We start from the raw sequence: 21,202 nt of genomic DNA, 5'->3' as shown, positions 1-21,202 counted from the left end.
TGTACTCAGGACTAATGTGGGAGCGGGCTTGCTCGCGAAGAACGATGACGCGGTCTATAACCTTACACCACCTGATCGAGCTTCTTCTCATGGGCCGTCACCTGCTGGCACAGCTCGATCATCTGCTCGCGCATCCAGCGGTTGGCCGGGTCCTGGTCGGTGCTTTCGTGCCAGTAGAGATGAGTTTCAACCGGAGGCACGTCGTTGACCGGAAGCAGGAAGGCGTGCAAATCGTGACGCCGGGCAAAGCGCTCGGGGACGGTCATGACCATGTCGGTCTGCTGCAGCACTTGGGAGGCCATCAAGTAATGTTGGGAGCGCAAGGCGATCTTGCGTTGGATGCCCATCTTGCCGAGGGCCAGGTCAACGTAACCCAGCCCGTTACGGCGGCTGGAAATGTGCACGTGGGTCTGGGCCAGGTAATCGTCGAGGCTGATCTTTTCCTTGCCCGCCAGGGGATGGCCCTTGCGCATGGCACACACGTAGCGATCTTCCATCAACTTGACGTGGCGCACCTGCGGGTCGGTGTTGAGCGGTGCGTCCACGGCGAAATCGAGGCGGCCGGCGGCCAGTTCCTTGGTGGTTTCACGGCGCTTGGACAGGAAACTCTCGATCGCCACGGTCGGCGCCAGGCGGCGCAGGCGCTGGAACAGCAGCGGCAGGATCACGCCTTCGGTGAGGTCGGTCATGCTGATGCGATAGGTCTTGACGGCCTGCAGCGGGTTGAAGATCCGGCTTTCCTGCACTGACACCCGTAGCAGTGACAAGGCGTTGCGTACCGGGCCGATGATGTTCTGGGCCATGGGCGTCGGCACCATGCCTTGGGCGGTGCGCACGAAGAGTGGATCGTTGAAGGTCTCCCGCAGACGGGCCAGGGCATTGGACACGGCTGGCTGAGTGATGCCGACGATCTGCCCGGCGCGGGTCAGGTTGGCTTCGGTGTAGATCGCATCGAAGACAATGAAAAGGTTGAGGTCGACCTTGCTCAGATTCATGGCGCTGCACTCTTGTTCTTGGGCTTGTTGTGAGGTGCCGGGTGGCGATGAGAATCAGTGAAACATATATCGGTGATGAATGTTAATACACGCCGAGAATAGGTTAGGTAAATTTTCGTAGCTGAACTAGCATCGATTTCATGACCTAAAACAACCTCTGCCAAGAAGGTGCTGCTCATGGATTTCGCCTATTCCCCCAAGGTTCAGGAACTGCGTGAACGCGTCACGGCGTTCATGGACGCCTACGTCTACCCGGCCGAAGCGGTGTTCGAACGACAAGTGGCCGAAGGCGACCGCTGGCAACCCACGGCCATCATGGAAGAGCTCAAGGCCAAGGCCAAGGCGGAAGGCCTGTGGAACCTGTTCCTGCCAGAGTCCGAGCTGGGCGCCGGCCTGACCAACCTGGAATACGCGCCATTGGCAGAGATCATGGGACGCTCGTTGCTGGGGCCGGAGCCGTTCAACTGCTCGGCGCCGGACACCGGCAACATGGAAGTGCTGGTGCGCTACGCCAATGAAGAACAGAAGCAACGCTGGCTCGAACCACTGCTGCGCGGTGAGATTCGCTCGGCCTTTGCCATGACCGAGCCGGACGTGGCCTCCTCCGACGCCACCAACATGGCCGCCCGCGCCGAGCGTGACGGCGACCAATGGGTGATCAACGGCAAGAAGTGGTGGACTTCAGGCGCCTGCGACCCGCGCTGCAAGATCCTGATCTTCATGGGCCTGAGCAACCCCGATGCGCCACGCCATGCCCAGCACTCGATGATCCTGGTGCCGGTGGACACCCCCGGGGTCAAGATCGTCCGGCCGCTGCCGGTGTTCGGCTACGACGATGCGCCTCACGGCCATGCCGAGGTGCTGTTCGATAACGTGCGGGTGCCGTACGAAAACGTCCTGTTGGGTGAAGGCCGCGGCTTTGAAATTGCCCAGGGTCGCCTTGGCCCGGGCCGGATTCATCACTGCATGCGTTCGATCGGCATGGCCGAGCGGGCATTGGAATTGATGTGCAAGCGTGCCGTCAGCCGCACGGCCTTCGGCCAGCCGTTGGCGCGCCTGGGCGGTAACATCGACAGGATCGCCGACTCGCGGATGGAAATCGACATGGCGCGCCTGCTGACGCTGAAGGCGGCGTACATGATGGACACGGTCGGTAATAAAGTGGCGAAGAGCGAAATTGCCCAGATCAAGGTCGTCGCGCCGAACGTGGCCTTGAAGGTCATTGATCGGGCAATCCAGATCCACGGTGGCGCCGGGGTTTCCAACGATTTCCCGCTGGCCTACATGTACGCCATGCAACGCACCCTGCGCCTGGCCGACGGCCCGGATGAAGTCCACCGCGCTGCGATTGGCAAGTTCGAGATCGGTAAGTACGTGCCAAAAGAAATGCTGCGTAGCAAGGGCTAGGATCTGGCCCACCATGGGCCTCTGTGGGAGCAAAGCTTGCTCGCGATAGCGGTGGGTCAGCTTGCATCAATGGGGGAGATGCCACCGCAATCGCGAGCAAGCTGTGCTCCCACAGGCTGATCCTGTGGGGGCGAATCAGCTCACTCCTTGACGCTCATGTATTCCTCGGCCCAGCGGATGTACTCCTCGGGCTGGGTGTAGGTGTGCGTCAGTTCGGTGGCGCTGAGGTCCGAGGCCTGGGTGAAGATCTGTCGTTGTTCGCGAAGGCTGTCATAGGTCGCCTTGATCGCGGCGAAGTAGGCGCCGTGGCCGTCGATGGTCACGCGCACGCCCAGTTCAGCCAGGCGCTTGTCGTCGCGCAGCAACGGGTTGCCATAGGTGACAAGCATCAACGGCACCGTCAGGTTTTCGCTGATTTTCTCCAGATGATCGAAGTCTTGCACGCCCACCATGCAAATCCCGTCCGCCCCGGCACGCTCATACTGCTGGGTCCGGCTGATGATTTCCTGCACCGGTAGAATCCCGGCGTTGGTGCGGGCGATGATCGCCATTTCCGGATCGACTCGCGCCTCCAACGCCGCACGAATCTTGCCGACGCCTTCGGCAACGCTGATCAGGTCGGTGGATTTTCGTCCGAACTGGGCCGGCAGCAACGTGTCTTCGATGGTCAGCGCCGCGACGCCGGCCCGTTCCAGTTCGATGATGGTGCGCATCACGTTCAGGGCATTGCCATAGCCGTGGTCGGCGTCGGCAATGAATGGCAGTTGGGCCACGCGACCGATACGGGTGGCCTGCTCGACAAATTCACTGAGGGTGATCAAGGCAAAGTCCGGCGCGCCCAGCACCTGCAACGACGCGACCGAGCCTCCCAGGATGCCCACTTCAAAACCCAGGTCGGCGGCGATCCGCGCCGACATCGGGTCAAACACCGATGCGGTGTGGTAGCAGGTCTTGGAAGCCAGCAGTTGCCGAAAGTTACCACGCAAATCTTGATGGGAAAGCCTGGACATGTGAAATCCACCAATGGAATGGAAAGGCCTGAGCAAAAGTGTCAACGCCAAAGAGCCAAAGGCTATCACGCTGCGGGGATAAACATTATGACGAACGCGCATGGGCCATGCTTTTCATTGCACCAAAAAAGGGCCGCAGACCGAGAAGGTCTGCAGCCTGGCAGAACGGCTATTACTTACATGTCGTTAATCTTGGATCGGCATGCTCAGGATTTGCTTGATCTCATGAATATTCCCGACGTTAAAGCGCAATGTCCACTCGGGAAGCTGGCACGGAGCTTCGCTCGCCCGCTTTGTAGCCGTATCAACTACATCGGGGCCCGCTCGCAGCAAAGGGGCGCGATCCCAATCCTTCAGATTATCCATAACTTCCTCATATATTTAGTGGCGACGGAGAGTGCCCTTGATTCACTGGGTCAGTCTTGGATCGATAGGTTCCAGAACTGCTTGATTTCATGGATGTTGCCTACGTTAAGGCGCGGTGTGAATGGCGCTCCGCAAGGGGAGCCATCCAGGGTTTTGATGGGGGTGTCCAAGACATTCGCACTCGCACGTAGCAAAGGCACTTCATCCCAGCTATTAATTAGGTTTTTCATTTTTTTCTCTTTGGTTATAGGGCAGCCAGTGACTGCCCGGGATTGAGCAAGGACAGCGTATCGGTAAATAGCGCTGTTTCTTGCGAAGCTATGCCGGGGTAAAGCGGCTTGTAATTATTATCGAAACACCAGGCTTCATCGGCTCTGACTGAACGCTCTGGATGAATAAGCAAGCTCAATGATGCAGACATTGACCGAGGCGCAATCTGTCTGTGGATCTCCCGCAAGGCGGGCATGAAGATAACGTTACCTGGCGCCAGTTTTACGCTTCGCTCTTCGCCGAGTCGTGGCGTCTTGCCCCTTTGTAACGGAAGATCATCAAGGATTTCACGGATGATTGTCGTGTATCCATCTCCGCTGTAACCGACCGCATACATGTCGAAATCATGGTTGTGGTTAAGGTTGTAAATAAAAGTCTCATTCTCGGCATGGATTTGTACCGGTGCCCAGAATCCCAAGCGTAGGGTGAACTCATCGTTGCTGTGCAATACAAACGCATAAGCATTGTAAAGACTGTTACGAACCGAGAATCCGTCCGCCTGGATCACCGCATGAAGATGTTGACTCAGGATAGAGCGATTCGAGGCCAGCTGGCGCAAGTCTTCAACGACATCGGCTTTGTCTCGCAGCAGGTCATATGTTTTTATGCGTTTTAGGAAAGTGTCCAGCTTCATGCCGCGGCTTCCAGTGGATCAAGCAAGCTGTCGAGGCGCGCACTCTTGTGTTTTTTTAACAGCGGAATATGCATCAACGCCTTTTGTCGGTCGGCCTTATAAAGTATTTGGAAGGCCTTCCACACCACGGCGGGATGGTAATGGTAGATCAGATCCTCAGCGACTTTGACGCCATCGGGGTCTTGGATTGTTTCGAGTAGCTCAAGGCTGACCAGGTAACGGGAGGCACTTTCGTCGTGAGGCAACCAAGCTATTTTACGCAACGTAATACGATCAAATACGCTGATATCGTCCGCTCGGTTTGGTAAATTGACTCGACCTGTCAGTGTGGCCGGCTGAGGGCTTGTTTGGACATAGTCGAATAACGTATGGCGGCCATCAATCACTAGCGGATTTTTTTTGTCGACAATAACCCTGTCCGCTTTTTCGATACATTGCTCGCTCAAAGTGTATCGCTGGATTTCAAATGGTTGGTCAAGTGCGAATAATATGCTTTGGCCGGGCACCGAGTACAACGCTGATGAAGCAGAGTCAAATGTAGGCGATTTGACACTTATATTGCCTATGCTCGTCTGGTGCAGTATCACGGTTCCGGTGTGCGGGTTGGTGACGCTCATGATTTTTGCACGCCGGAATTGGCCTCTGGTGAAATCAGGCTCAGCGGTGAGTTGGGAAATCAATTGTCTTGTTTCTGACGTCATGTCCAATGTTTTGATTGTTTTCGCTATATGGGCTGGCGAAAAGTTCTTGGCAATTAGATTTTTTATCATGATCGTTTTCGTTGCAGTGGGTCGGTGTTGAAAAGTATGAGGTTGGTCTGAAGGGCAAGCAATGTTGTAATTGTCGACAAGTATTGCCGGCAAACTATTTAGTTGCGTTCCGGACTTTTAGATGTACGGGTTGTTCTTTCGATTCAAGTGCTTACCCTCACGTTGCGTGAGGGGAAGAAATGTCCTTAAAAGGGGACGGCGAGGTGTCAGGCTGCCTCTGCCTGTTGTCTCGGGTTGAGCAACGTCACGGCGCGTATCGTGTCGCCCGGTTGTACCAGCAGGCGTTGGGCTGTGGCGCGGTCAACAAGCAGGCTTCGGCCGTGCAGGTGTGCCCGGGCGCTGGTGAGGCGGCAGTTTTCCAGGCGACGGTTGTGAATCAGCCAGACCGGTGCTTGTTTGTCCGGGGTGCCAATGGCCAGGGTCAGCGCCTGGCTGTCGCGGACGCTGCGGATCTTCGACACCGGCGCCTCGATCACCGGGCCGCCGTCGAAGATGTCAATGTAACCCTTATGGCTGAAACCTTCGGCACTGAGGATCTTCAGGGCCGGCTCGGTGTTTGGATGAGCCTTGCCGATCACCGCCTGGGCCTGTTCGGTGAGCAGGCAGGTGTACAGCGGCTGGCGTGGCATCAGCTCGGCGATGAACGACTTGTTGCCCATGCCGGACAATTGGTCGGCGTAGCTGAAATCCTTCTTGAAAAAGTGCCGTCCCAGGCTGTCCCAGAACGGCGAACAGCCTTGTTCGTCGGCGTGGCCGCGCAGTTCGGCGATCAGTTTTTCGCCGAACAGATGGGGAAACTCGGCGACAAACAGTAGACGTGCCAGGGACAGCAAGCGGCCGTTGTGGCCGTGGCGTTGCTCGGGGTGCAGGAACAATGAGCAAATTTCCGATTGCCCGGACATCTCATTGTTGAGAAACAGCGTCGGGATCTGCCGTTGGATGCCCAATTCCGGCGCCGAGCTGAGCGTGACTCCGACCCGATAGTTGTACCAGGGTTCACGCAGCCCCACCGCGCCGGTCAGGGCGCTGATACCCACCACTTGTCGATCATCGTCTTCGAGTACGAAGAGGTAGTCGGCGTCGGCACGTTCGACTTGCCCGGCGAAGGTCCGCTGGGCCCAGCGAACACGATGGGCGAGGCGCTCTTCGTTGGCCGGCAGGCTGGTGAACCCGGGCCCAGCGCAACGGGCCAGGTCCAGCAAGGCAGGCAGATCAGTGATGGCCACCGGACGGACAATCATGCTACAGCTCCTTTATCGTGTCGGTCCAAACGTCGGTGCAAGCCATGGGATCGAATGAAGTTCATAAGGTAACCACCCGGATCCGCGCGCCGTCCTGGATGTCCAGGGCGGTCAGCATGGCGGGCGACAGGGATACCGGGCCGTCGGCATTGACGTCCAGTTCGGCGACGATGGCCCGGTAGCTGCCCAGGCGCTCGTTGCTCACCAGGTACAGGCCTCGGGCGTCAATCTGTAGGCTCTGCCTGGCGGTGGCGAGGCGACTTTGCGTGATGGAACGGATATGGGCGATACGGGCATGCAAGGTCGGCCCGCCGTCGAAGATATCGACGTAGCTGTTGGTTTCGAAACCCTCGCGTTCGAGGATATCGAAGGCTTCCTGGCCATCGGGATGCACCCGGCCGATGCAGGCCTGGGCCGCTGGCGGGAGCATGGGCACATAGATCGGGTACTGCGGCATCAGTTCGGCGAGAAAGGTCCGGCTCTGCAAGCCACACAACCGTTCGGCTTCGACATAGGGCAGGTCGAAGAAGTGCTGGCCGATGGCGTCCCAGAAAGGCGACTGACCGTCTTCGCTGCTGAAACCGACGATTTCGGTGATGACCGACTCGGCAAAGCGCTGGGGGTGGGCGGCGATGAACATGAGCCGGGCCCGGGACAGCAGCTCCGATGCCGGCGTGCGCACCCGCTCGGCGTCGATGTGGAAGCCACGTAGCAGCGTCTGCCCGTTGAGGTCCTGGCATAACGACAGCGCGGGCACGCCATGCTGAATATTCAGCTCCCGGGACTCGCTGGAAAACGGCCGGTTGCGCAGGCTGTAGAACGGTTCGTTGCAACCGGTGCTGGAGAGGATCTCCGAACAACCCACCAGGCGCCCGGATTCCAGGTCCTGCAGGACGAAAAAATAATTCTCCGCCCCCGGCCCCTGCACATCGGCGGCGAACGAGGCACACGAGTCGAGGATTTTTTCCTCCAGGCGCCCGGTATCGTCCGGCAGCGACGTGACGCCCACCAGGCTGTCACGGGCCAATTGTTGCAGTTGCGGCAGATCGGCTAATTGAACTGGACGTAAGGCCAGCATGGATTGCACTCCTGTTCCAGGGAGCCCGGTGACTGGCACCGGGCTTGACGATCACTGTCGATGTCCACGCGTTTTAACCACGACTGGCCGACTCCTTCGACCGCCGCCCCTCATTGACCTGCCGGATCGGGCAGGGCGGTACGACTGCCGAACTTGTTGAGCAGGCACAGATAGACCACGCCCGCGGCGATCCAGATCAAGCCGAGTTTCTGCGCAGCCACGCCCATGTTGTACATGATGGCCGCGACGATCACGAAGCCGACCAGCGGGCAGATCACGTGGCGAATCAGTTGGCCGGACTGCTGGCGGCGCCAGTGATGGTTGATGACCGTGATGTGCAGCAACATGAAGCCGCTCAGGGCGCCGAAATTGACCAGGGAGGTGAGGGTGTCCACGGCGTTGATGAACAGGTAGCAGATCAGCAACGACAGCACCGCCACCAGATAGATGCTCATGTAGGGGGTGTTGTGTTTCGGATGGACCTTGGCCAGCACCTTGGGCAACTGGCCGTCCCGGGCCATGCCGAACAACAGGCGCGACACCGCTGCCTGGGAGGTGATCGCCACCGCCACGCCCCAGGCCAGGGCCGTGGCCACCGCAGTCAGCGTGGCCAACCAACTGCCGGCCGCCAGTTCGGCGATTTCATAGAACGCGGTGTCGGCAGACTTGAAGCCCATGCCGGCCGCCAGGTCGGTGGCGATCCAGGTCTGCACCACAAAAATCGCCCCCATCACCAGCAAGGTCACCAGCGCCGCCTTGCCGATGCTGCGCCCCGGGTCACCCTTGACCTCTTCTGCCAGGGTGGAAATGGCGTCGAAGCCCAGGAACGACAGCACCGCGATGGACACGGCTTGCATCAGCAAGGCGAAGTTGAAGTGTTCCGGGCTGTACAGCGGCGCCAGGGTCAGTTGGCCGTGACCGGCCCCACCGTGCAGGGCATTCCAGGCGTAGAACAGGAAGATCCCCAGTACTACCAACTGTGCCAGCAGGAAAATGATGTTCATCCGCGCGGTGAACGTGATGCCCCGCAGGTTGACGAAGGTCGCGCTCACCAGGAAGGCCAGGATGAACCCGACCTTGGGAATGTCCGGGTATAAATGGTTCAGCGCCATGGCGGCGTAGACATAAAGCAGTGGCGGGATCAGCAGGTAGTCCAGCAGCATCAGCCAGCCGGCGATGAACCCTACGTGTGGGTTAAGGCCCCGTTGCGCGTAGGAATAGACCGAACCTGCCACCGGAAAAGCCCTGGCCATGCTGCCGTAGCTCAAGGCAGTAAACAGCATCGCCACCATGCCGATGATGTAGGCCAGCGGCACCATTCCCGGTGCTTCGGCGTTGACGTAGCCATACACGCCGAACGGTGCGATGGGGATCATGAAGATCATCCCGTAGACCACCAGGTCTGTCAGTGACAGGCCGCGTTTCAATTCCTGTTTGTAGCCAAATGCCTCGATGCCCATGAGCCGTTTTCCTTTTCAGCTGTTGTAGTTGCTTTTGCTTACCGCTTGTCGCTAAAAACTTGCCGCTGCACCTCTACAACAGGGGCGCCAGGTAGGCGCTCCAGGTCCGTACCGATTCGGGGTTGCGCAGTTGGTCGTTGCGCACTTCGATCAGCACCGAATCCAGGCCGCGGCCATCGCCGTGCACCGGGACTGTCATGTCGCTCAGGGGATTGATCTTGTAGGGTTGGTTGCCTGCTGCACGCAGCGAATGCCGGCTCAGCCCGTCGACGATGTGCTGGGCGTACTCCTTGGCTTCGCCGAACAGCACGCCGGCTTCCAGTGCGCGTGGCTGGCCATAGAACACTGGGGTAAAGCTGTGGATGCCCACCACGCGTACCGGCCGGTTGGCCGCCAGGCGCTGGTCGATCAATGTTCGCAACCGATCATGGAAGGGATGGAACAGGCACTGCTGGCGATATTCGCGGGTGGCCTCGTCCAGGTCGTGGTTGCCCGGGACCTGGTAGATCTCGCTCTGGGCCGGAATGCTGTCGGGCACGTGCAGCGGGCGGTTGAGGTCGATCAACAGCCGTGAGTAATTGGCCGACAGCAAGGTCGCGCCGAGGGTTTCGGACAGGCGTTCGGCCAGCAGCAGGGCGCCGATGTCCCAGGCGATGTGTTCCTGGGACGCGGTTTCATCCAGGCCCAGGTCGTTCAGCGCCACGGGAATGAAACGACTGGCGTGTTCGCACACCAGCAACACCGGGTGGTCGGAGTCTTCCCGGGTCAATCGATAGGCTGGCCTGGTGTAGAGGCCCGTTTCAGCACATTCAATAGATTCGTGCATAGTGCTCGCAACGCTCGACAGGTGAGAGCGCCTGGGTCAAGGCCAACTCCTGGGCCTTCAAGGCGAAATAGGTTTCGACCAGCGGGCCGGGCAGGGTATCGAGCAATGCCCCGCTGTGGCGCAAGCAATCCAGTGCCTGGGCCAGGTTTGTCGGCAGGGCGATAATGCCACGGGCGCGACGTTGTGTTTCATCCAGCTCATCGGGTATTTCATCGGTGACAGCCTGCAATGGCAGCCGTTGCTGGATGCCCAGCCGCCCGGCAATCAACAGCGCGGCCATCGCCAGGTGTGGCGAGGCGGTGGCGTCCATGGCGCGGAACTCCAGGTTGTATTGGTTCGCCAGCGGTTTTCCACCCAGGCTCACGGTGGGGCAGATGCGCAGCGCCGCTTCGCGGTTGCGCTGTCCCAGGCACGCGTAGGAAGCGCTCCAGTGATGAGGTTGCAGGCGCTCGTAGGACAGCGGCGTCGGCGCGGTCAGCGCACACAGCGCCGGCAGATAATGCAGCACACCCGCGGCCCAATGCTGGCCGAGGCTGGACAAGCCATTGCTGCTGGCGGCGTCATGCAGCACCGGATCCGCGCTCAGGTTTTGCAGGCTCAGGTGCAGGTGCACGCCGTTGCACACGGCATGTTCCGAAGTCTTGGGGGCGAAACTCAGGTCCAGGCCCATCTGCCGGGCGATCTCGCGGGTGATTTCCCGAACGTTCACGGCCCGGTCGGCAGCGGCCACGCCCAGGGTCGGGCGGCAGGTGATTTCGTATTGCTGCTTGCCATATTCCGGCAGGAACATTTCCGGTTCGACGCCGCCGGCCCGCAGGGCGCTGAGCAACCAGCCGGCGAACCCGGCCTGCTGGCGCTGGGCCTGGAGGCTGAAGGCCAGGCGATCAGGCTGCGCAGGCGTGGCAACCAGGTTGAACTCATGCTCGAAGGCGGCGAAAACTTGCAGGCCCAGTTCGCTGCGATAACGTTCCACTTCATCCTGCAGCAGCGTGCGTGGACAGGCGCTCCAGGGTCGGCCGTCGGTCTCTCGAATGTCGCAATGGATGAAGTCCAGGGCCGGCGCCTGGGCGTCGGGGCCATTGTTGATGGTCACCCGGCTGGACAGGTCCGGTACCAGCCGCAGGTCGCCATAGGCGCCCCAGGGGTTGGTCGAGGCGATAATGTCTTGTGGCGTCAACGCGCTGTTGGCCGGCACCCAGCCGCAACCGGCGGTGACGTAGTGGGGCAATTCATCGCTGGGAAAAGAGCGCCCACGGGTCACGCCGATCAGGTCGGTGGTCACCAGGGTCGTGACCGGTAGCGGTGCGAGGACGGCGGCGGTATCGGGGCGGCTCATGGCTGCATCTCCTGCAGGCGAGCGAGTACCGTGTCGGTATCGGTGATCCAGCAATAGCCCTTGATCGCGTTCAGGCACGCCAGGTGCCGTTGTTCGGTGTAGGTGGCGCAGGCATCTTCCACCAGCGTGACCAGGTAGCCGCGATCGGCGGCGTCGCGCACGGCCATGTCGACGCACTGGTCGGTGACGATGCCAGCGACGATCAAGTGCCGAGTCTCCAGGTTGCGCAGCACGTAGTCGATGTTGGTGGAATTGAAGACGCCGGAGGAGGTCTTGGGCAGCACGATTTCGTTTTCCCGGGGCGTCAGCTCGGCAATGATCTGCGCTTCGGGGCTGCCCTTGGGCAGGTGCATGTCCGACAGCTTGTGATCCAGGGAGCGGTCGCGGCCATCGGCGGTGAGGCTTTCGATGTGGGTGTGCAAGACGTTTTGCCGCGCGTCTCGCATCGCGTTGAGCAAGCGCTGCTGGTTGGGAATGACCTGCTGGCGGGCCCGCTTGAGGAAATACTCGGCCTCGGGGCTGTGCAGGTGGGCATCGAATTGCGGTTCCAGCCAGGCGCGTTGCATGTCCACCAACAATAAAGCGGTGTGCTGGCGGGTGAACGGCAGGTCCCGGGGCGAGCGGTGGGGGAGCGAGAACATCCTTATTTTTCCTCCAACAGGTGCGTGTTGAATTCCGTGCGCAAGGCGTCGATGCCTTCCAGGCGTTCGGCCAGCTCAGGGCATTGCAGGGTCAGGCAGGCGATCAGGGCCTCGACCTGGGCCAGCGCCGGCACCAGGCTGTCGAAAGCCGAGACCGATTCCACCGGGGCGCTGATGATCAGGTCCGCCAGCTCGCGCAACGGCGAAGCATAGACGTCGCTGAACAGCACGACCCGGGCGTGTCGCGCCTTGGCCGCGCTGGCCACGCGCAGGGCCTGGGCCTGGTAGCGACGGTAATCGAAAATGAGCACCACGTCCTGGCGCTGCACGTCGAACAGCCGGTCAGGCAGTTGGGCGTTGTCTTCCAAGGCAAAACAGCCGGCACGCAGCAGCCGCAGATGATTGAGCAGGTAATGGGCAAGAAGGCTGCTGAAGCGGCCGCCGAAACAATGCACCTGATGACGGTTGTCGAGCAACCACTGCACGAGAATGCGCACGTCTTCGGGTTGGGTCAGGGCCTGGGTGTCGCTGAGGTTGCGTTGGCTGGCGGCCAAGTATTGGCTCCAGGTATCGCCTTGCTGCAATTTGGCCCGCGGTTGCAATAAGGTGCGGGGGGAGCGCAGGCGATGGTCCATGTCACTGAGCAGGGCATCCTGGAATTCGGCATAACCGCCAAACCCGAGTTTTTTCACCAGCCGCACGATGGTCGGGTCGCTGACACCGGCATGGTCTGCCAAGCGTGACATCGGACCGAGGCCGTTGCGTGGGTAGTGATCGAGCAGGGCACGTACGACCTTGCGTTCCGACGGCGTCAATATTAGGCCGGGATCGGTGATCAGGTCTCTGAGGGGCGGCATCCGTGCTCCTTGCCTGGATGAATGTTGGTTTTCTTTCATAACTCCTGAAAACAGTATTTATGTAGCTGGTGCTACATGTCCAGTGGTTTTTACGTTCCGTTTAAAATGCTCCAAGATTGTGCGAAAGCCTTGTAGGAATTGGTCTCGGTCAGGTGGGCCTGGTATGTAAGTCATTGCTTTTTAAGCTGTAAGACATAACGCCTTTTTGTCTCACTTATTTGATTTCGTATAAGGTGCTGTACAACTAAACGCCTCAATACTTCGCCCATGCGACCCGTTCGATTACCCGAGAATCCAATGTGCAAACCACTCGCCTGACGTTGATCTGCCACGCGCGCACCGTTGCCCAGAAGCAGGCGCGCTTCGGCCTGGACGAAGCGCTCGACGCCGGCTGGCTGGGGCGTCATGGGCGGGTCGAGCATGGCTATCGAAACGTCACGCAACTGCTCTGCGGGCCGGAACTGCGCACTCGCCAGACCGCCGCGCTGTTCGGCGACGAGCCTCAGGTGGACCCGGCCCTGGCCGATTGTGACCTTGGGCGATGGCGCGGATTGTCCATCGATGAATTGCTTCAGGTTGAACCGCAGGCCCTGCAAACCTGGCTCGACGATGCCGAGGCTGCTCCTCATGACGGTGAATCCGTCGCCCGGTTGTGTCGCCGTGTCGGAGACTGGCTGGCCAGCCTGGAAACCCGACCGGGTCACCTGCTGGCCGTCACCCACCCCTTCGTGATTCGTGCCGCGCTGATGACCGTCTTGGGTTGCCCGGCCGCCACGTTCAACCGGATCGACATCGAACCGTTGTCCACCCTGGAGTTGCGTTTCAACGGCGTATGGCGATTGCGTGTCCAGGCGCCTGGCCAGGAGTCGCCGCGATGAAGCAGTTATCCGTCATTGGTATTGGGGCCGGCGATCCGGATCACTTGACGATGCAGGCAGTGAAGGCCTTGAACCGCTTGGACGTGGTCTTCCTCATGGACAAGGGCCCGGCCAAGGACAAGCTATTGGACCTGCGGCGCGAAATCTGTCGACGCTACATCGTTGATCGTACCTACCGTTTCGTCGAAGCCTACAGCCCGGAACGCCAACGCGGCGACCTGGACTACAAGGACAGCGTCGCAGCGTTGAATCGCGCCAAACAGGCCACTTTCGAACGGTTGATCGATGAAGAACTGTCCGACGGACAGCAGGGTGGTTTTCTGGTATGGGGCGATCCGGCGTTGTACGACAGTACCGTGCGCATCCTGCAGGCGATTCTCGATGCGGGCCGCTGCGCTTTCGAATTCGAGGTGATCCCCGGCATCACCAGTGTCCAGGCCCTGGCCGCCCGGCACAAAGTGTCGTTGAACACTATTGGCGGTTCGCTGGAAATCACCACCGGACGCCGTTTGGCGGCGGGGCAGGTGGGCGACGCGGCCAGTGTGGTGGTGATGCTCGATGCCAAGGACGGCTATCGCCAGGTCAGCGATCCCGATACGCAGATTTATTGGGGGGCCTACGTGGGGACGCCGGACGAAATCCTGATCGCCGGCCGGCTGGAAGACGTGGCCGATGACATCGAACGCACCCGCAAGGCCGCGCGCGAGGCCAACGGGTGGATCATGGATACGTATTTGTTGCGTAAGCCACGATGACGCTTGCACCTCACCCTGTGGCGAGGGAGCTTGCTCCCGCTGGGTTGCGCAGCAACCCCTGATCACTGAGACATGTTATGACTTCCATCTTGCGCCTGCTGCGCAGTCGAGCGGGAGCAAGCTCCCTCGCCACGGAGGGGCATGATCCCCGGCATCTTTATCCCCGCCCAAACCGTTCCCGATACACCGACGGCGCCAACCCCACCACGCTGCGAAACGCTACGCGAAAGCTTTCCACCGAGCGATAACCACACAGTTGGGCAATGTTGTCGGTGTTGTCGCCAGTGCTTTCCAGCAGCTCACGGGCCCGGGCCAGGCGTTCGTGTTGCAGCCAGGCCTTGGGTGACACGCCGCAGGCTTGGGTGAAGTGGCGCAGGAAGGTGCGTTCGCTCATGGCCGCCTGGCTGGCCAGTTCGCGCACGCCGAGTGGTTCGTGCAGACGCTGGCGGGCCCATTGCATGACGCTCGACAAGTCGCTGCGTGGCGTGCGACTGACCGGCGACGGAATGAACTGTGCCTGGCCGCCCGTCCGTTGCGGTGACATCACCAGCCGACGCGCCACGGTGTTGGCGACCTGAAGGCCATAGTCCCGTGCCACGAGGTGCAGGCAGGCATCGATGCCGGCGGCGCTGCCCGCCGAGGTAATGACCTGCCCCGAGTCGACGTACAACACATCCGGGTCGACCCGCACGGCGGGAAAGCTCTTGGCCAGTTCGTCGGTGTAGCGCCAGTGAGTCGTGGCGCCGAGACCATCGAGCAGGCCGGCGGCGGCCAGCACGAAGGCACCGGAGCAGATCGACAACAGACGTGCCCCACGGGAATGGGCCCTGCGCAGTGCGTCGAGCAGCGCCTGGGACGGTGGCTCGCTGCGGCTGCGCCAGCCGGGTATGACAATGGTCCGGGCGGTTTCGAGCAGTTCCATGCCGCCATCGGCCAATACCTGGAAGCCGCCCATGGCGCGCATCGGGCCATCATCGACCGCGACGATCCGGTGTTCATACCAAGGGAAATTGAACTCCGGCCGCTCCAGTCCGAAGATTTCGACGGCGACACCGAACTCGAAAGTGCACAGGCCGTCGTAGGCGAGGATCGCGACCAGACCCGGAATTGGCTGCATTTGTCGGAAAGTTCCCACAGAGTGTCTTGTACGCCACTGTAGCCGCAAGCATCAGGGGGATAAAGTCTCTTCACGCCTTTACTACCTTGGAGTACACATCCATGACCAGCCTGGTTCGCGAAGTGCCTGCCGCCCCGTCCGATATCGCCCTGGAGCATTTCAGCCGTCGCCTGTCCTTCGAAACGGATTGTTCCGACGTTCACGCCAGTCAACAGGCCGGCAGCGTCGATTTTGTGCTGGTGGATGTTCGCGGACCGCTGGCCTATGAGCGCGGTCACGTGCCCGGGGCAATCAACCTGCCGACCCGCACGCTCACCACCCAGGCACTGGCGGCCTATGCCAAGACCACCCTGTTCGTGGTGTATTGCGCCGGCCCCCATTGCAATGGCGCGAACAAGGCGGCGGTGCGTCTGGCAACCTTGGGTTACCCGGTCAAGGAAATGATCGGCGGCATCATGGGCTGGCTCGACGAAGGTTTTCGCCTGACCGGATCGGTGGAGCGCGTGGCGGACGAGGCGATCAGCTGCGATTGCTGACTCCTCCTGCAACCAGGCTTTTGTGGCGAGGGAGCTTGCTCCCGCTGGGCTCTGTAGGAACTGGCGAAGCCTGCGATCTTTTGATCTTTCGCTTGATGCTCAACCAGCCTTGGAAAGATCGCAGCCTCGCTTCGCTCGACAGCTACAGCCCAGCGGGAGCAAGCTCCCTCGCCACAGGGGTTATCTGCCACAGGGTGTTTACCTGCCTTTGGAGTGTTTCCCTGTCAGGCTTTTCGCAAATCCCGTGACCGCCAGCCGCACCTGGCTGTTTTTATAACTATTTGTCGCCTCAACATAATTCCCCTCCTGAGTGCCCCTCTAGACTCCCGGCCACTTCGGTTTTTGCTGACCGAACGCTGCTATGAATCTGCCTATAACGATCCAATAAAATACCTGCGCACTCAGGAGCGAAAATGAAGAAGCTAGCCATGTTCGGTGCCCTGGCACTGTCCGTATTGTCCCTGTCGGCCGTGGCCGAAGACGCCAAGCCGATCCGCCTCGGGATCGAAGCCGGTTACCCGCCTTTTTCGATGAAGACCCCCGACGGCAAGCTGGCCGGCTTCGATGTCGATATTGGCGATGCGCTGTGTGAACAGATGAAGGTCAAGTGTGTCTGGGTCGAGCAGGAGTTCGATGGCCTGATCCCCGCGCTGAAAGTGAAGAAAATCGACGCGATCCTGTCGTCCATGACCATCACCGACGATCGCAAGAAAAACGTCGATTTCACCATCAAGTACTACCACACCCCGGCGCGCTTCGTGATGAAGGAAGGCACTGCGGTCAAGGATCCGCTGACTGAGCTCAAGGGCAAGAAAGTCGGTGTCCTGCGCGCCAGCACCCACGACCGTTTCGCCACCGAAGTGCTGGTGCCCGCCGGTGTCGACCTGGTGCGCTACAGCTCCCAGCAGGAAGCCAACCTGGACATGGTTGCCGGCCGCCTCGACGCCACGCTGGCCGACTCGGTCACCCTCGACGAAGGTTTCCTGAAGACCGACGCTGGCAAGGGCTTCGCTTTTGTCGGCCCGACTTATGAAGACGCGAAATACTTCGGCGGCGGCGCCGGCATTGCGGTGCGCAAGGGCGATAAGGCCCTGGCCGAAAAATTCAACGCGGCCATCACCGAAATCCGCGCCAACGGCACGTACAAGAAGGTGCAGGACAAATACTTCGCCTTCGACGTCTACGGGCATTAATCGCTAAACCCAAGGTGGCCCGCCGTTGACCCGGCCGGCCGCCTTTTTCATGGGCGATTGTTTACCCTGCGCCTATCGTCATGCCGCCATTCGGAGTTCCTCATGCAACGCATCGACCATACCCTGCCATGGAGTCACCTGGGCACCGAACGCCGGCTCAGTGTGTTTCGTTACGGCCACGGCCCGCGCAAGGCCTACATCCAGGCCAGCCTGCACGCCGATGAACTGCCGGGCATGCGCACCGCCTGGGAGCTGAAGCAGCGGCTCAACGACCTGGAAGCCCAGGGCATGCTCAAGGGCGTGATCGAACTGGTGCCGGTGGCCAACCCCATCGGTCTGGATCAACATCTGCAAAGTGCCCACATGGGACGTTTCGAACTGGGCAGCGGCAAGAATTTCAACCGCTCCTTCGTCGAACTCAGTGCACCGGTGGCGCAGCGTATCGGTGAGCGCCTGGGCGACGATCCGGCTGCCAATATCACCTTGATCCGCCAGGCCATGACCGAGGTCCTCGATGACCTGCCGCCACCTCCCTCGCAACTCGAAGCGCTGCATCGCCTGCTGCTGCGCCACGCCTGCGACGCCGACATTACCCTGGATCTGCATTGCGATTTCGAGGCCGCTATCCACTTGTACGCCTTGCCGCAACAGTGGCCGCAATGGCGTTCCCTGGCCGCACGCTTGAAAGCGGGAGTGGCGTTGCTGTGCGAGGATTCGGGCGGCAGTTCGTTCGATGAATCCTGCTCCTCGCCCTGGTTGCGCCTGGCCAAGGCCTTTCCCGCGGCGGCAATCCCAGCGGCGAACCTGGCGACAACCCTGGAGCTGGGCAGCATGGGCGATACCCGGGTGCAGCAGGCCCAGGCCAATTGTGAAGCCATCCTCGGGTTCCTGGCCGAGCAGGGGTTCATCGCTGGGGAATGGCCGTCCGCGCCAGCGGAGTGCTGTGAAGGCTTTCCGTTCGAAGGCACGCAATACCTGTTCGCGCCGCACCATGGCGTGGTGAGTTTCCTGCGTGAGGCCGGCGAATGGGTGGAGCGGGGCGATCCGCTGTTTGAAGTGGTCGACCCTTTGGGTGATCTGGTCACCACCGTGCGGGCCGGCACCAGCGGTGTGTTGTTCGCCCTGGACCGTGGACGTTATACGCAGCCGGGTATCTGGCAGGCTAAAGTCGCCGGGCGTGAACCGATTCGTACGGGGAAATTGATCAACGACTGATAACTGCTGTCTACCTCACCGCACGCGCCTCGCCGTGCGGCTGTCGAAACGATGGAGGAAGATCGATGTTCAAAGCGCTCGCCCTGTTTCTGTTGCTGGTCTCATCCGGGTTGCAGGCCCAACCCTCGTTGCACACGGACTTGCCGCTCAACTACCTGGCCCAAGTCGATGAGCAGGCCCGGAACCGACCACTGGTGATCTTCCTGCACGGTTCCGGCAGTAACGAGCAGGACCTGTTCGAACTCAAGGATGAGCTACCCCGGGACTACAACTACCTCTCAGTGCGAGCGCCGAAGAGCATGGAACAGGACCGTTACCAGTGGTTCGCGAAAAAGGGCGAGGGCGCCTACGACGGTGACACTTCGGACCTGAAGGCCAGCGGCCAGATGCTGCTGGACTTCATCGACAAGGCCCGAGCCAAGTATTCGACCGACGCGAGCAAGGTCTATCTGGTGGGTTTCAGCCAGGGGGCGATGATGAGCTACGAAGTCGCGTTGCGACACCCCGAAGCCGTCGGCGGCATTGCGGCGATGGGTGGGCGGGTCCTGTCGGTACTGCGGGCGGAGCTGACCCCCGACGAGTCACGCCGGACGCTGGCGGTGTTCATCGGCCATGGCACGGCGGACCCGATCATCCCCTATCGCGATGGCACCGAGGCCAATACCTTCCTGAAGACCCTGGCACTGGAACCGGAATTCCATGCCTACCCGGGCGTCGGCCACAGCATCAGTACCCTGGAAGTGCAAGACCTGCGGGCTTGGCTGGAACGGCTCAATCCCTGACCACCGTAAGTCCCTGTGGGCAAGCCCGGCTCCCACAGGGTTCAGCGACGGATTTAGATGTTGCGTACACCCAGGTCCACTGTGGGAGCGAGCTTGCTCGCGATAGCGGTGTGTCAGCTTGCATCACAGTTGGATGTGCCGCCGCCATCGCGGGCAAGCCCGGCTCCCACAGGGTTCGGCGACGGATTTAGATGTTGCGTACACCCAGGTCCACTGTGGGAGCTGAGCTTGCTCGCGATAGCGGTGTGTCAGCTTGCATCACAGTTGAATGTGCCGCCGCCATCGCGGGCACGCTCGGCTCCCACATGTTCCGGGGTGCTTGTTACTGACCGCTGGCGATCTGCTTCACCAACGCTTCATGGCCTGCCTGGTCGCTGACCCGGGAGATGATCTGCACCACCGCCATGCGCGTGCCGGAGGCAGCCAGCAAGGTGCTGTCGAGGGTCGGCCCGCCGCCCTGGGTCGCCTGGGTGTCGAGCTGGCGCAGGCCCAGCCCGGTGCCTTTTTGCTTCAGGCTTTTTTCGCTGAGGATCCTGGCGTCCGGCAGGGACTTGAGGCGCTGGGCGGCGAAGTCGGCCATGGTGGTGTCGAGGAACGCACCATCGTCATCCTTCACATTCGTTCCGTTGAGGATGACGTTTTCCGCTGCGATCACCACGGTCTTGCTGGTGGCATTGCTGTACATCGTCCCCGTCGCCCCGGCGGTGCCCTGTGCAACTTCACCGGCGGGCAATGGCGTCGCCGTGAAGCCCTTGGGCAAGGTGAAGGTGAACGTGCCGCCGAGCATCGATACCTTCTGCGCCGGCGCATCACTGGCAGGTTTGGCCGGGGCCGCTGGGGCGGATACCACGACCAGGCTGGCGATGGCCCCCAACAACAGGGCGGCGGCTTGTTTACTCAGCAATGACATTGAAACTCTCCACGGATGGTCGCGCTTGAAGGCCGATCATCCCATGGGCGTCGCACCGGACTCCAGCGCCAGTGTGCTGTCAATCCTGCGAAACGGTTGTGGTGCCGCCGGAGGGGGCCGGCACTAGCAGGAGTCGAGTTACCAACAACATGGCGTCCGACACCGCGACGCCCAAGGCAAAAGCCGGCATGCCCATCACAGGCAGGGCGAGGGCCAGGGTCAGGCAGAAAGAGGCGAAGCGCCACGTTAGCACTGTCCGGCTCAATGCCTATACGCCGCAATCTCTGTGGGAGCTTGCCCGCGATAGCAATCCTCCATTTACTGCAGATAGGCCAGCAACACTTGAGCTGGCAGTCGATCCCTGTGGCGAGGGAGCTTGCTCCCGCTCGGCTGCGCAGCAGCCGCCAAACCGGACAATGCGGCCTGCCTGAAGGAATGCCGGGGGACCTGCTTCGCAGGCCAGCGGGAGCAAGCTCCCTCGCCACGGGGTTTGAGGGTGTCTGGGCTGACGTCATCGCGAGCAAGCTCGCGATGGCGGCAATGCGAAACCTCAGTCGGGTTCCACGTCCAGTTGAAGGCTGTCATCGGCCAGGCGTTCGGCTCGGCGGACAATGCCGCTGATGCGTTTGCCTTCGGCGCTGAATACCACGATCTGGGCCTTTTCCAGATCCTCCGGCAGTGGGGCGCGCACGTGCAGCACGAACCATGGCGGTTCGCCGTCGTCGAGGCGTTTGACCTCGAACTGGCAGTCGACACTTTTGGTTTCGCGACCGAACAGCGTGTCGAGGCCGTAATCAATATGAGTGCTGTCGGCAGCAGCGGGTGCGAGGCGCATCGGCAGTCTCCTGGGTGGATAGGCAGGGGTGATGTTCAAGTGATCCCTTCAGAAATGGAAAATTCCATCTGATGGGCTGGGGGGAATCGC

General features: G+C 60.8%; 24 protein-coding genes. 7 read left to right on the top strand and 17 right to left on the bottom strand.

Annotation, left to right across the window (positions count from 1 at the left end):
- Window positions 1-62: 62 nt before the first annotated feature.
- On the bottom strand, window positions 63-995 hold the full coding sequence (locus tag J3361_RS09660) for a LysR family transcriptional regulator (protein WP_186710034.1): 933 nt from the start codon (window positions 993-995) through the stop codon (window positions 63-65).
- 177 nt (window positions 996-1,172) lie between these two features.
- On the opposite strand from J3361_RS09660, the gene J3361_RS09655 reads away from it, so the two are divergent.
- Window positions 1,173-2,402: an acyl-CoA dehydrogenase gene (locus J3361_RS09655; protein ID WP_207964149.1), complete on the top strand. Its 1,230-nt coding sequence runs from the start codon at window positions 1,173-1,175 to the stop codon at window positions 2,400-2,402.
- Window positions 2,403-2,542: 140 nt separating this feature from the next.
- Here J3361_RS09655 and J3361_RS09650 read toward each other — a convergent pair whose 3' ends face one another.
- From J3361_RS09650 to J3361_RS09595, 12 genes are all read right to left on the bottom strand, one after another.
- Window positions 2,543-3,412: an oxaloacetate decarboxylase gene (locus J3361_RS09650; RefSeq protein ID WP_207964148.1), complete on the bottom strand. Its 870-nt coding sequence runs from the start codon at window positions 3,410-3,412 to the stop codon at window positions 2,543-2,545.
- Window positions 3,413-3,598: 186 nt separating this feature from the next.
- Complete coding sequence (locus tag J3361_RS09645) at window positions 3,599-3,778, bottom strand: hypothetical protein (RefSeq protein ID WP_207964147.1); 180 nt, start codon at window positions 3,776-3,778, stop codon at window positions 3,599-3,601.
- A 50-nt stretch (window positions 3,779-3,828) separates the two neighbouring features.
- On the bottom strand, window positions 3,829-4,008 hold the full coding sequence (locus tag J3361_RS09640) for a hypothetical protein (protein ID WP_207964146.1): 180 nt from the start codon (window positions 4,006-4,008) through the stop codon (window positions 3,829-3,831).
- Between the two features lie 14 nt (window positions 4,009-4,022).
- Window positions 4,023-4,682, bottom strand: coding sequence for a transposase (locus tag J3361_RS09635; RefSeq protein ID WP_207964144.1), 660 nt, complete (start codon window positions 4,680-4,682; stop codon window positions 4,023-4,025).
- Window positions 4,679-5,452 carry a hypothetical protein gene (locus J3361_RS09630; RefSeq protein ID WP_207964142.1) on the bottom strand — a complete coding sequence of 258 codons (774 nt, stop codon included), beginning with the start codon at window positions 5,450-5,452 and terminating at the stop codon, window positions 4,679-4,681. Before J3361_RS09630 ends, J3361_RS09635 begins: the two co-directional genes overlap by 4 nt.
- Before the next feature lie 206 nt (window positions 5,453-5,658).
- Entirely contained in the window at window positions 5,659-6,693 is a 1,035-nt protein-coding gene (astA, locus tag J3361_RS09625; RefSeq protein ID WP_207964141.1) for an arginine N-succinyltransferase, read from the bottom strand.
- A 61-nt stretch (window positions 6,694-6,754) separates the two neighbouring features.
- Entirely contained in the window at window positions 6,755-7,771 is a 1,017-nt protein-coding gene (locus tag J3361_RS09620) for an arginine N-succinyltransferase (RefSeq protein WP_207964139.1), read from the bottom strand.
- Between the two features lie 110 nt (window positions 7,772-7,881).
- Complete coding sequence (locus J3361_RS09615; protein WP_207964137.1) at window positions 7,882-9,231, bottom strand: APC family permease; 1,350 nt, start codon at window positions 9,229-9,231, stop codon at window positions 7,882-7,884.
- Window positions 9,232-9,304: 73 nt separating this feature from the next.
- Window positions 9,305-10,057 (bottom strand): N-formylglutamate amidohydrolase, encoded by a 753-nt coding sequence (locus tag J3361_RS09610; RefSeq protein ID WP_207964135.1) that lies wholly within the window; start codon window positions 10,055-10,057, stop codon window positions 9,305-9,307.
- On the bottom strand, window positions 10,041-11,393 hold the full coding sequence (locus J3361_RS09605; RefSeq protein ID WP_207964133.1) for a glutamine synthetase family protein: 1,353 nt from the start codon (window positions 11,391-11,393) through the stop codon (window positions 10,041-10,043). The genes J3361_RS09610 and J3361_RS09605 overlap by 17 nt, the downstream gene beginning before the upstream one ends.
- Entirely contained in the window at window positions 11,390-12,034 is a 645-nt protein-coding gene (locus J3361_RS09600) for an isochorismatase family cysteine hydrolase (RefSeq protein WP_207964132.1), read from the bottom strand. Before J3361_RS09600 ends, J3361_RS09605 begins: the two co-directional genes overlap by 4 nt.
- 2 nt (window positions 12,035-12,036) lie before the next feature.
- Entirely contained in the window at window positions 12,037-12,891 is an 855-nt protein-coding gene (locus J3361_RS09595) for a MurR/RpiR family transcriptional regulator (RefSeq protein WP_207964131.1), read from the bottom strand.
- Between the two features lie 299 nt (window positions 12,892-13,190).
- Here J3361_RS09595 and J3361_RS09590 point away from each other — a divergent pair, with 299 nt between their 5' ends.
- Entirely contained in the window at window positions 13,191-13,769 is a 579-nt protein-coding gene (locus J3361_RS09590) for a histidine phosphatase family protein (RefSeq protein ID WP_207964130.1), read from the top strand.
- Window positions 13,766-14,524, top strand: coding sequence for a precorrin-6A synthase (deacetylating) (gene cobF / locus J3361_RS09585; protein WP_207964129.1), 759 nt, complete (start codon window positions 13,766-13,768; stop codon window positions 14,522-14,524). Before J3361_RS09590 ends, cobF begins: the two co-directional genes overlap by 4 nt.
- A 157-nt stretch (window positions 14,525-14,681) precedes the next feature.
- On the opposite strand, the gene ftrA is transcribed toward cobF, so the two are convergent.
- Complete coding sequence (gene ftrA, locus J3361_RS09580) at window positions 14,682-15,641, bottom strand: transcriptional regulator FtrA (RefSeq protein WP_207964128.1); 960 nt, start codon at window positions 15,639-15,641, stop codon at window positions 14,682-14,684.
- A gap of 101 nt (window positions 15,642-15,742) precedes the next feature.
- Here ftrA and J3361_RS09575 point away from each other — a divergent pair, with 101 nt between their 5' ends.
- From J3361_RS09575 to J3361_RS09560, 4 genes are all read left to right on the top strand, one after another.
- The gene (locus J3361_RS09575) at window positions 15,743-16,177 is read left to right on the top strand and encodes a rhodanese-like domain-containing protein (protein WP_207964127.1); all 435 of its coding nucleotides are present in this window, start codon (window positions 15,743-15,745) and stop codon (window positions 16,175-16,177) included.
- 413 nt (window positions 16,178-16,590) lie between these two features.
- Window positions 16,591-17,370 (top strand): ABC transporter substrate-binding protein, encoded by a 780-nt coding sequence (locus J3361_RS09570; protein WP_207964124.1) that lies wholly within the window; start codon window positions 16,591-16,593, stop codon window positions 17,368-17,370.
- Window positions 17,371-17,472: 102 nt separating this feature from the next.
- On the top strand, window positions 17,473-18,585 hold the full coding sequence (locus J3361_RS09565; protein WP_207964123.1) for a succinylglutamate desuccinylase/aspartoacylase family protein: 1,113 nt from the start codon (window positions 17,473-17,475) through the stop codon (window positions 18,583-18,585).
- 65 nt (window positions 18,586-18,650) lie between these two features.
- Window positions 18,651-19,367: an alpha/beta fold hydrolase gene (locus tag J3361_RS09560; protein ID WP_207964122.1), complete on the top strand. Its 717-nt coding sequence runs from the start codon at window positions 18,651-18,653 to the stop codon at window positions 19,365-19,367.
- A 322-nt stretch (window positions 19,368-19,689) separates the two neighbouring features.
- Here J3361_RS09560 and J3361_RS09555 read toward each other — a convergent pair whose 3' ends face one another.
- The 3 genes from J3361_RS09555 to J3361_RS09545 form a co-directional block, all read right to left on the bottom strand.
- A complete protein-coding gene (locus tag J3361_RS09555; RefSeq protein WP_207964121.1) occupies window positions 19,690-20,277 on the bottom strand; it encodes a hypothetical protein in 588 nt (195 codons plus the stop codon).
- 79 nt (window positions 20,278-20,356) lie between these two features.
- The gene (locus J3361_RS09550; protein ID WP_207964192.1) at window positions 20,357-20,530 is read right to left on the bottom strand and encodes a hypothetical protein; all 174 of its coding nucleotides are present in this window, start codon (window positions 20,528-20,530) and stop codon (window positions 20,357-20,359) included.
- A gap of 297 nt (window positions 20,531-20,827) precedes the next feature.
- A complete protein-coding gene (locus J3361_RS09545; RefSeq protein ID WP_207964120.1) occupies window positions 20,828-21,112 on the bottom strand; it encodes a hypothetical protein in 285 nt (94 codons plus the stop codon).
- Between the last annotated feature and the right edge of the window lie 90 nt (window positions 21,113-21,202).

It is taken from the genome of Pseudomonas sp. OA65 (assembly GCF_017498305.1).
Taxonomy (GTDB): domain Bacteria; phylum Pseudomonadota; class Gammaproteobacteria; order Pseudomonadales; family Pseudomonadaceae; genus Aquipseudomonas; species Aquipseudomonas zanjanensis.
This window is presented reverse-complemented; position numbering and strand designations above follow the sequence as displayed.

Bases quoted from the DNA above. Each gene is read 5' to 3' on its own strand.
- J3361_RS09660 (WP_186710034.1), bottom strand. From the start codon at position 995: ATGAATCTGAGCAAGGTCGACCTCAACCTTTTCATTGTCTTCGATGCG.
- J3361_RS09655 (WP_207964149.1), top strand. From the start codon at position 1,173: ATGGATTTCGCCTATTCCCCCAAGGTTCAGGAACTGCGTGAACGCGTC.
- J3361_RS09650 (WP_207964148.1), bottom strand. From the start codon at position 3,412: ATGTCCAGGCTTTCCCATCAAGATTTGCGTGGTAACTTTCGGCAACTG.
- J3361_RS09645 (WP_207964147.1), bottom strand. From the start codon at position 3,778: ATGGATAATCTGAAGGATTGGGATCGCGCCCCTTTGCTGCGAGCGGGC.
- J3361_RS09640 (WP_207964146.1), bottom strand. From the start codon at position 4,008: ATGAAAAACCTAATTAATAGCTGGGATGAAGTGCCTTTGCTACGTGCG.
- J3361_RS09635 (WP_207964144.1), bottom strand. From the start codon at position 4,682: ATGAAGCTGGACACTTTCCTAAAACGCATAAAAACATATGACCTGCTG.
- J3361_RS09630 (WP_207964142.1), bottom strand. From the start codon at position 5,452: ATGATAAAAAATCTAATTGCCAAGAACTTTTCGCCAGCCCATATAGCG.
- astA (WP_207964141.1), bottom strand. From the start codon at position 6,693: ATGATTGTCCGTCCGGTGGCCATCACTGATCTGCCTGCCTTGCTGGAC.
- J3361_RS09620 (WP_207964139.1), bottom strand. From the start codon at position 7,771: ATGCTGGCCTTACGTCCAGTTCAATTAGCCGATCTGCCGCAACTGCAA.
- J3361_RS09615 (WP_207964137.1), bottom strand. From the start codon at position 9,231: ATGGGCATCGAGGCATTTGGCTACAAACAGGAATTGAAACGCGGCCTG.
- J3361_RS09610 (WP_207964135.1), bottom strand. From the start codon at position 10,057: ATGCACGAATCTATTGAATGTGCTGAAACGGGCCTCTACACCAGGCCA.
- J3361_RS09605 (WP_207964133.1), bottom strand. From the start codon at position 11,393: ATGAGCCGCCCCGATACCGCCGCCGTCCTCGCACCGCTACCGGTCACG.
- J3361_RS09600 (WP_207964132.1), bottom strand. From the start codon at position 12,034: ATGTTCTCGCTCCCCCACCGCTCGCCCCGGGACCTGCCGTTCACCCGC.
- J3361_RS09595 (WP_207964131.1), bottom strand. From the start codon at position 12,891: ATGCCGCCCCTCAGAGACCTGATCACCGATCCCGGCCTAATATTGACG.
- cobF (WP_207964129.1), top strand. From the start codon at position 13,766: ATGAAGCAGTTATCCGTCATTGGTATTGGGGCCGGCGATCCGGATCAC.
- ftrA (WP_207964128.1), bottom strand. From the start codon at position 15,641: ATGCAGCCAATTCCGGGTCTGGTCGCGATCCTCGCCTACGACGGCCTG.
- J3361_RS09575 (WP_207964127.1), top strand. From the start codon at position 15,743: ATGACCAGCCTGGTTCGCGAAGTGCCTGCCGCCCCGTCCGATATCGCC.
- J3361_RS09570 (WP_207964124.1), top strand. From the start codon at position 16,591: ATGAAGAAGCTAGCCATGTTCGGTGCCCTGGCACTGTCCGTATTGTCC.
- J3361_RS09565 (WP_207964123.1), top strand. From the start codon at position 17,473: ATGCAACGCATCGACCATACCCTGCCATGGAGTCACCTGGGCACCGAA.
- J3361_RS09560 (WP_207964122.1), top strand. From the start codon at position 18,651: ATGTTCAAAGCGCTCGCCCTGTTTCTGTTGCTGGTCTCATCCGGGTTG.
- J3361_RS09555 (WP_207964121.1), bottom strand. From the start codon at position 20,277: ATGTCATTGCTGAGTAAACAAGCCGCCGCCCTGTTGTTGGGGGCCATC.
- J3361_RS09545 (WP_207964120.1), bottom strand. From the start codon at position 21,112: ATGCGCCTCGCACCCGCTGCTGCCGACAGCACTCATATTGATTACGGC.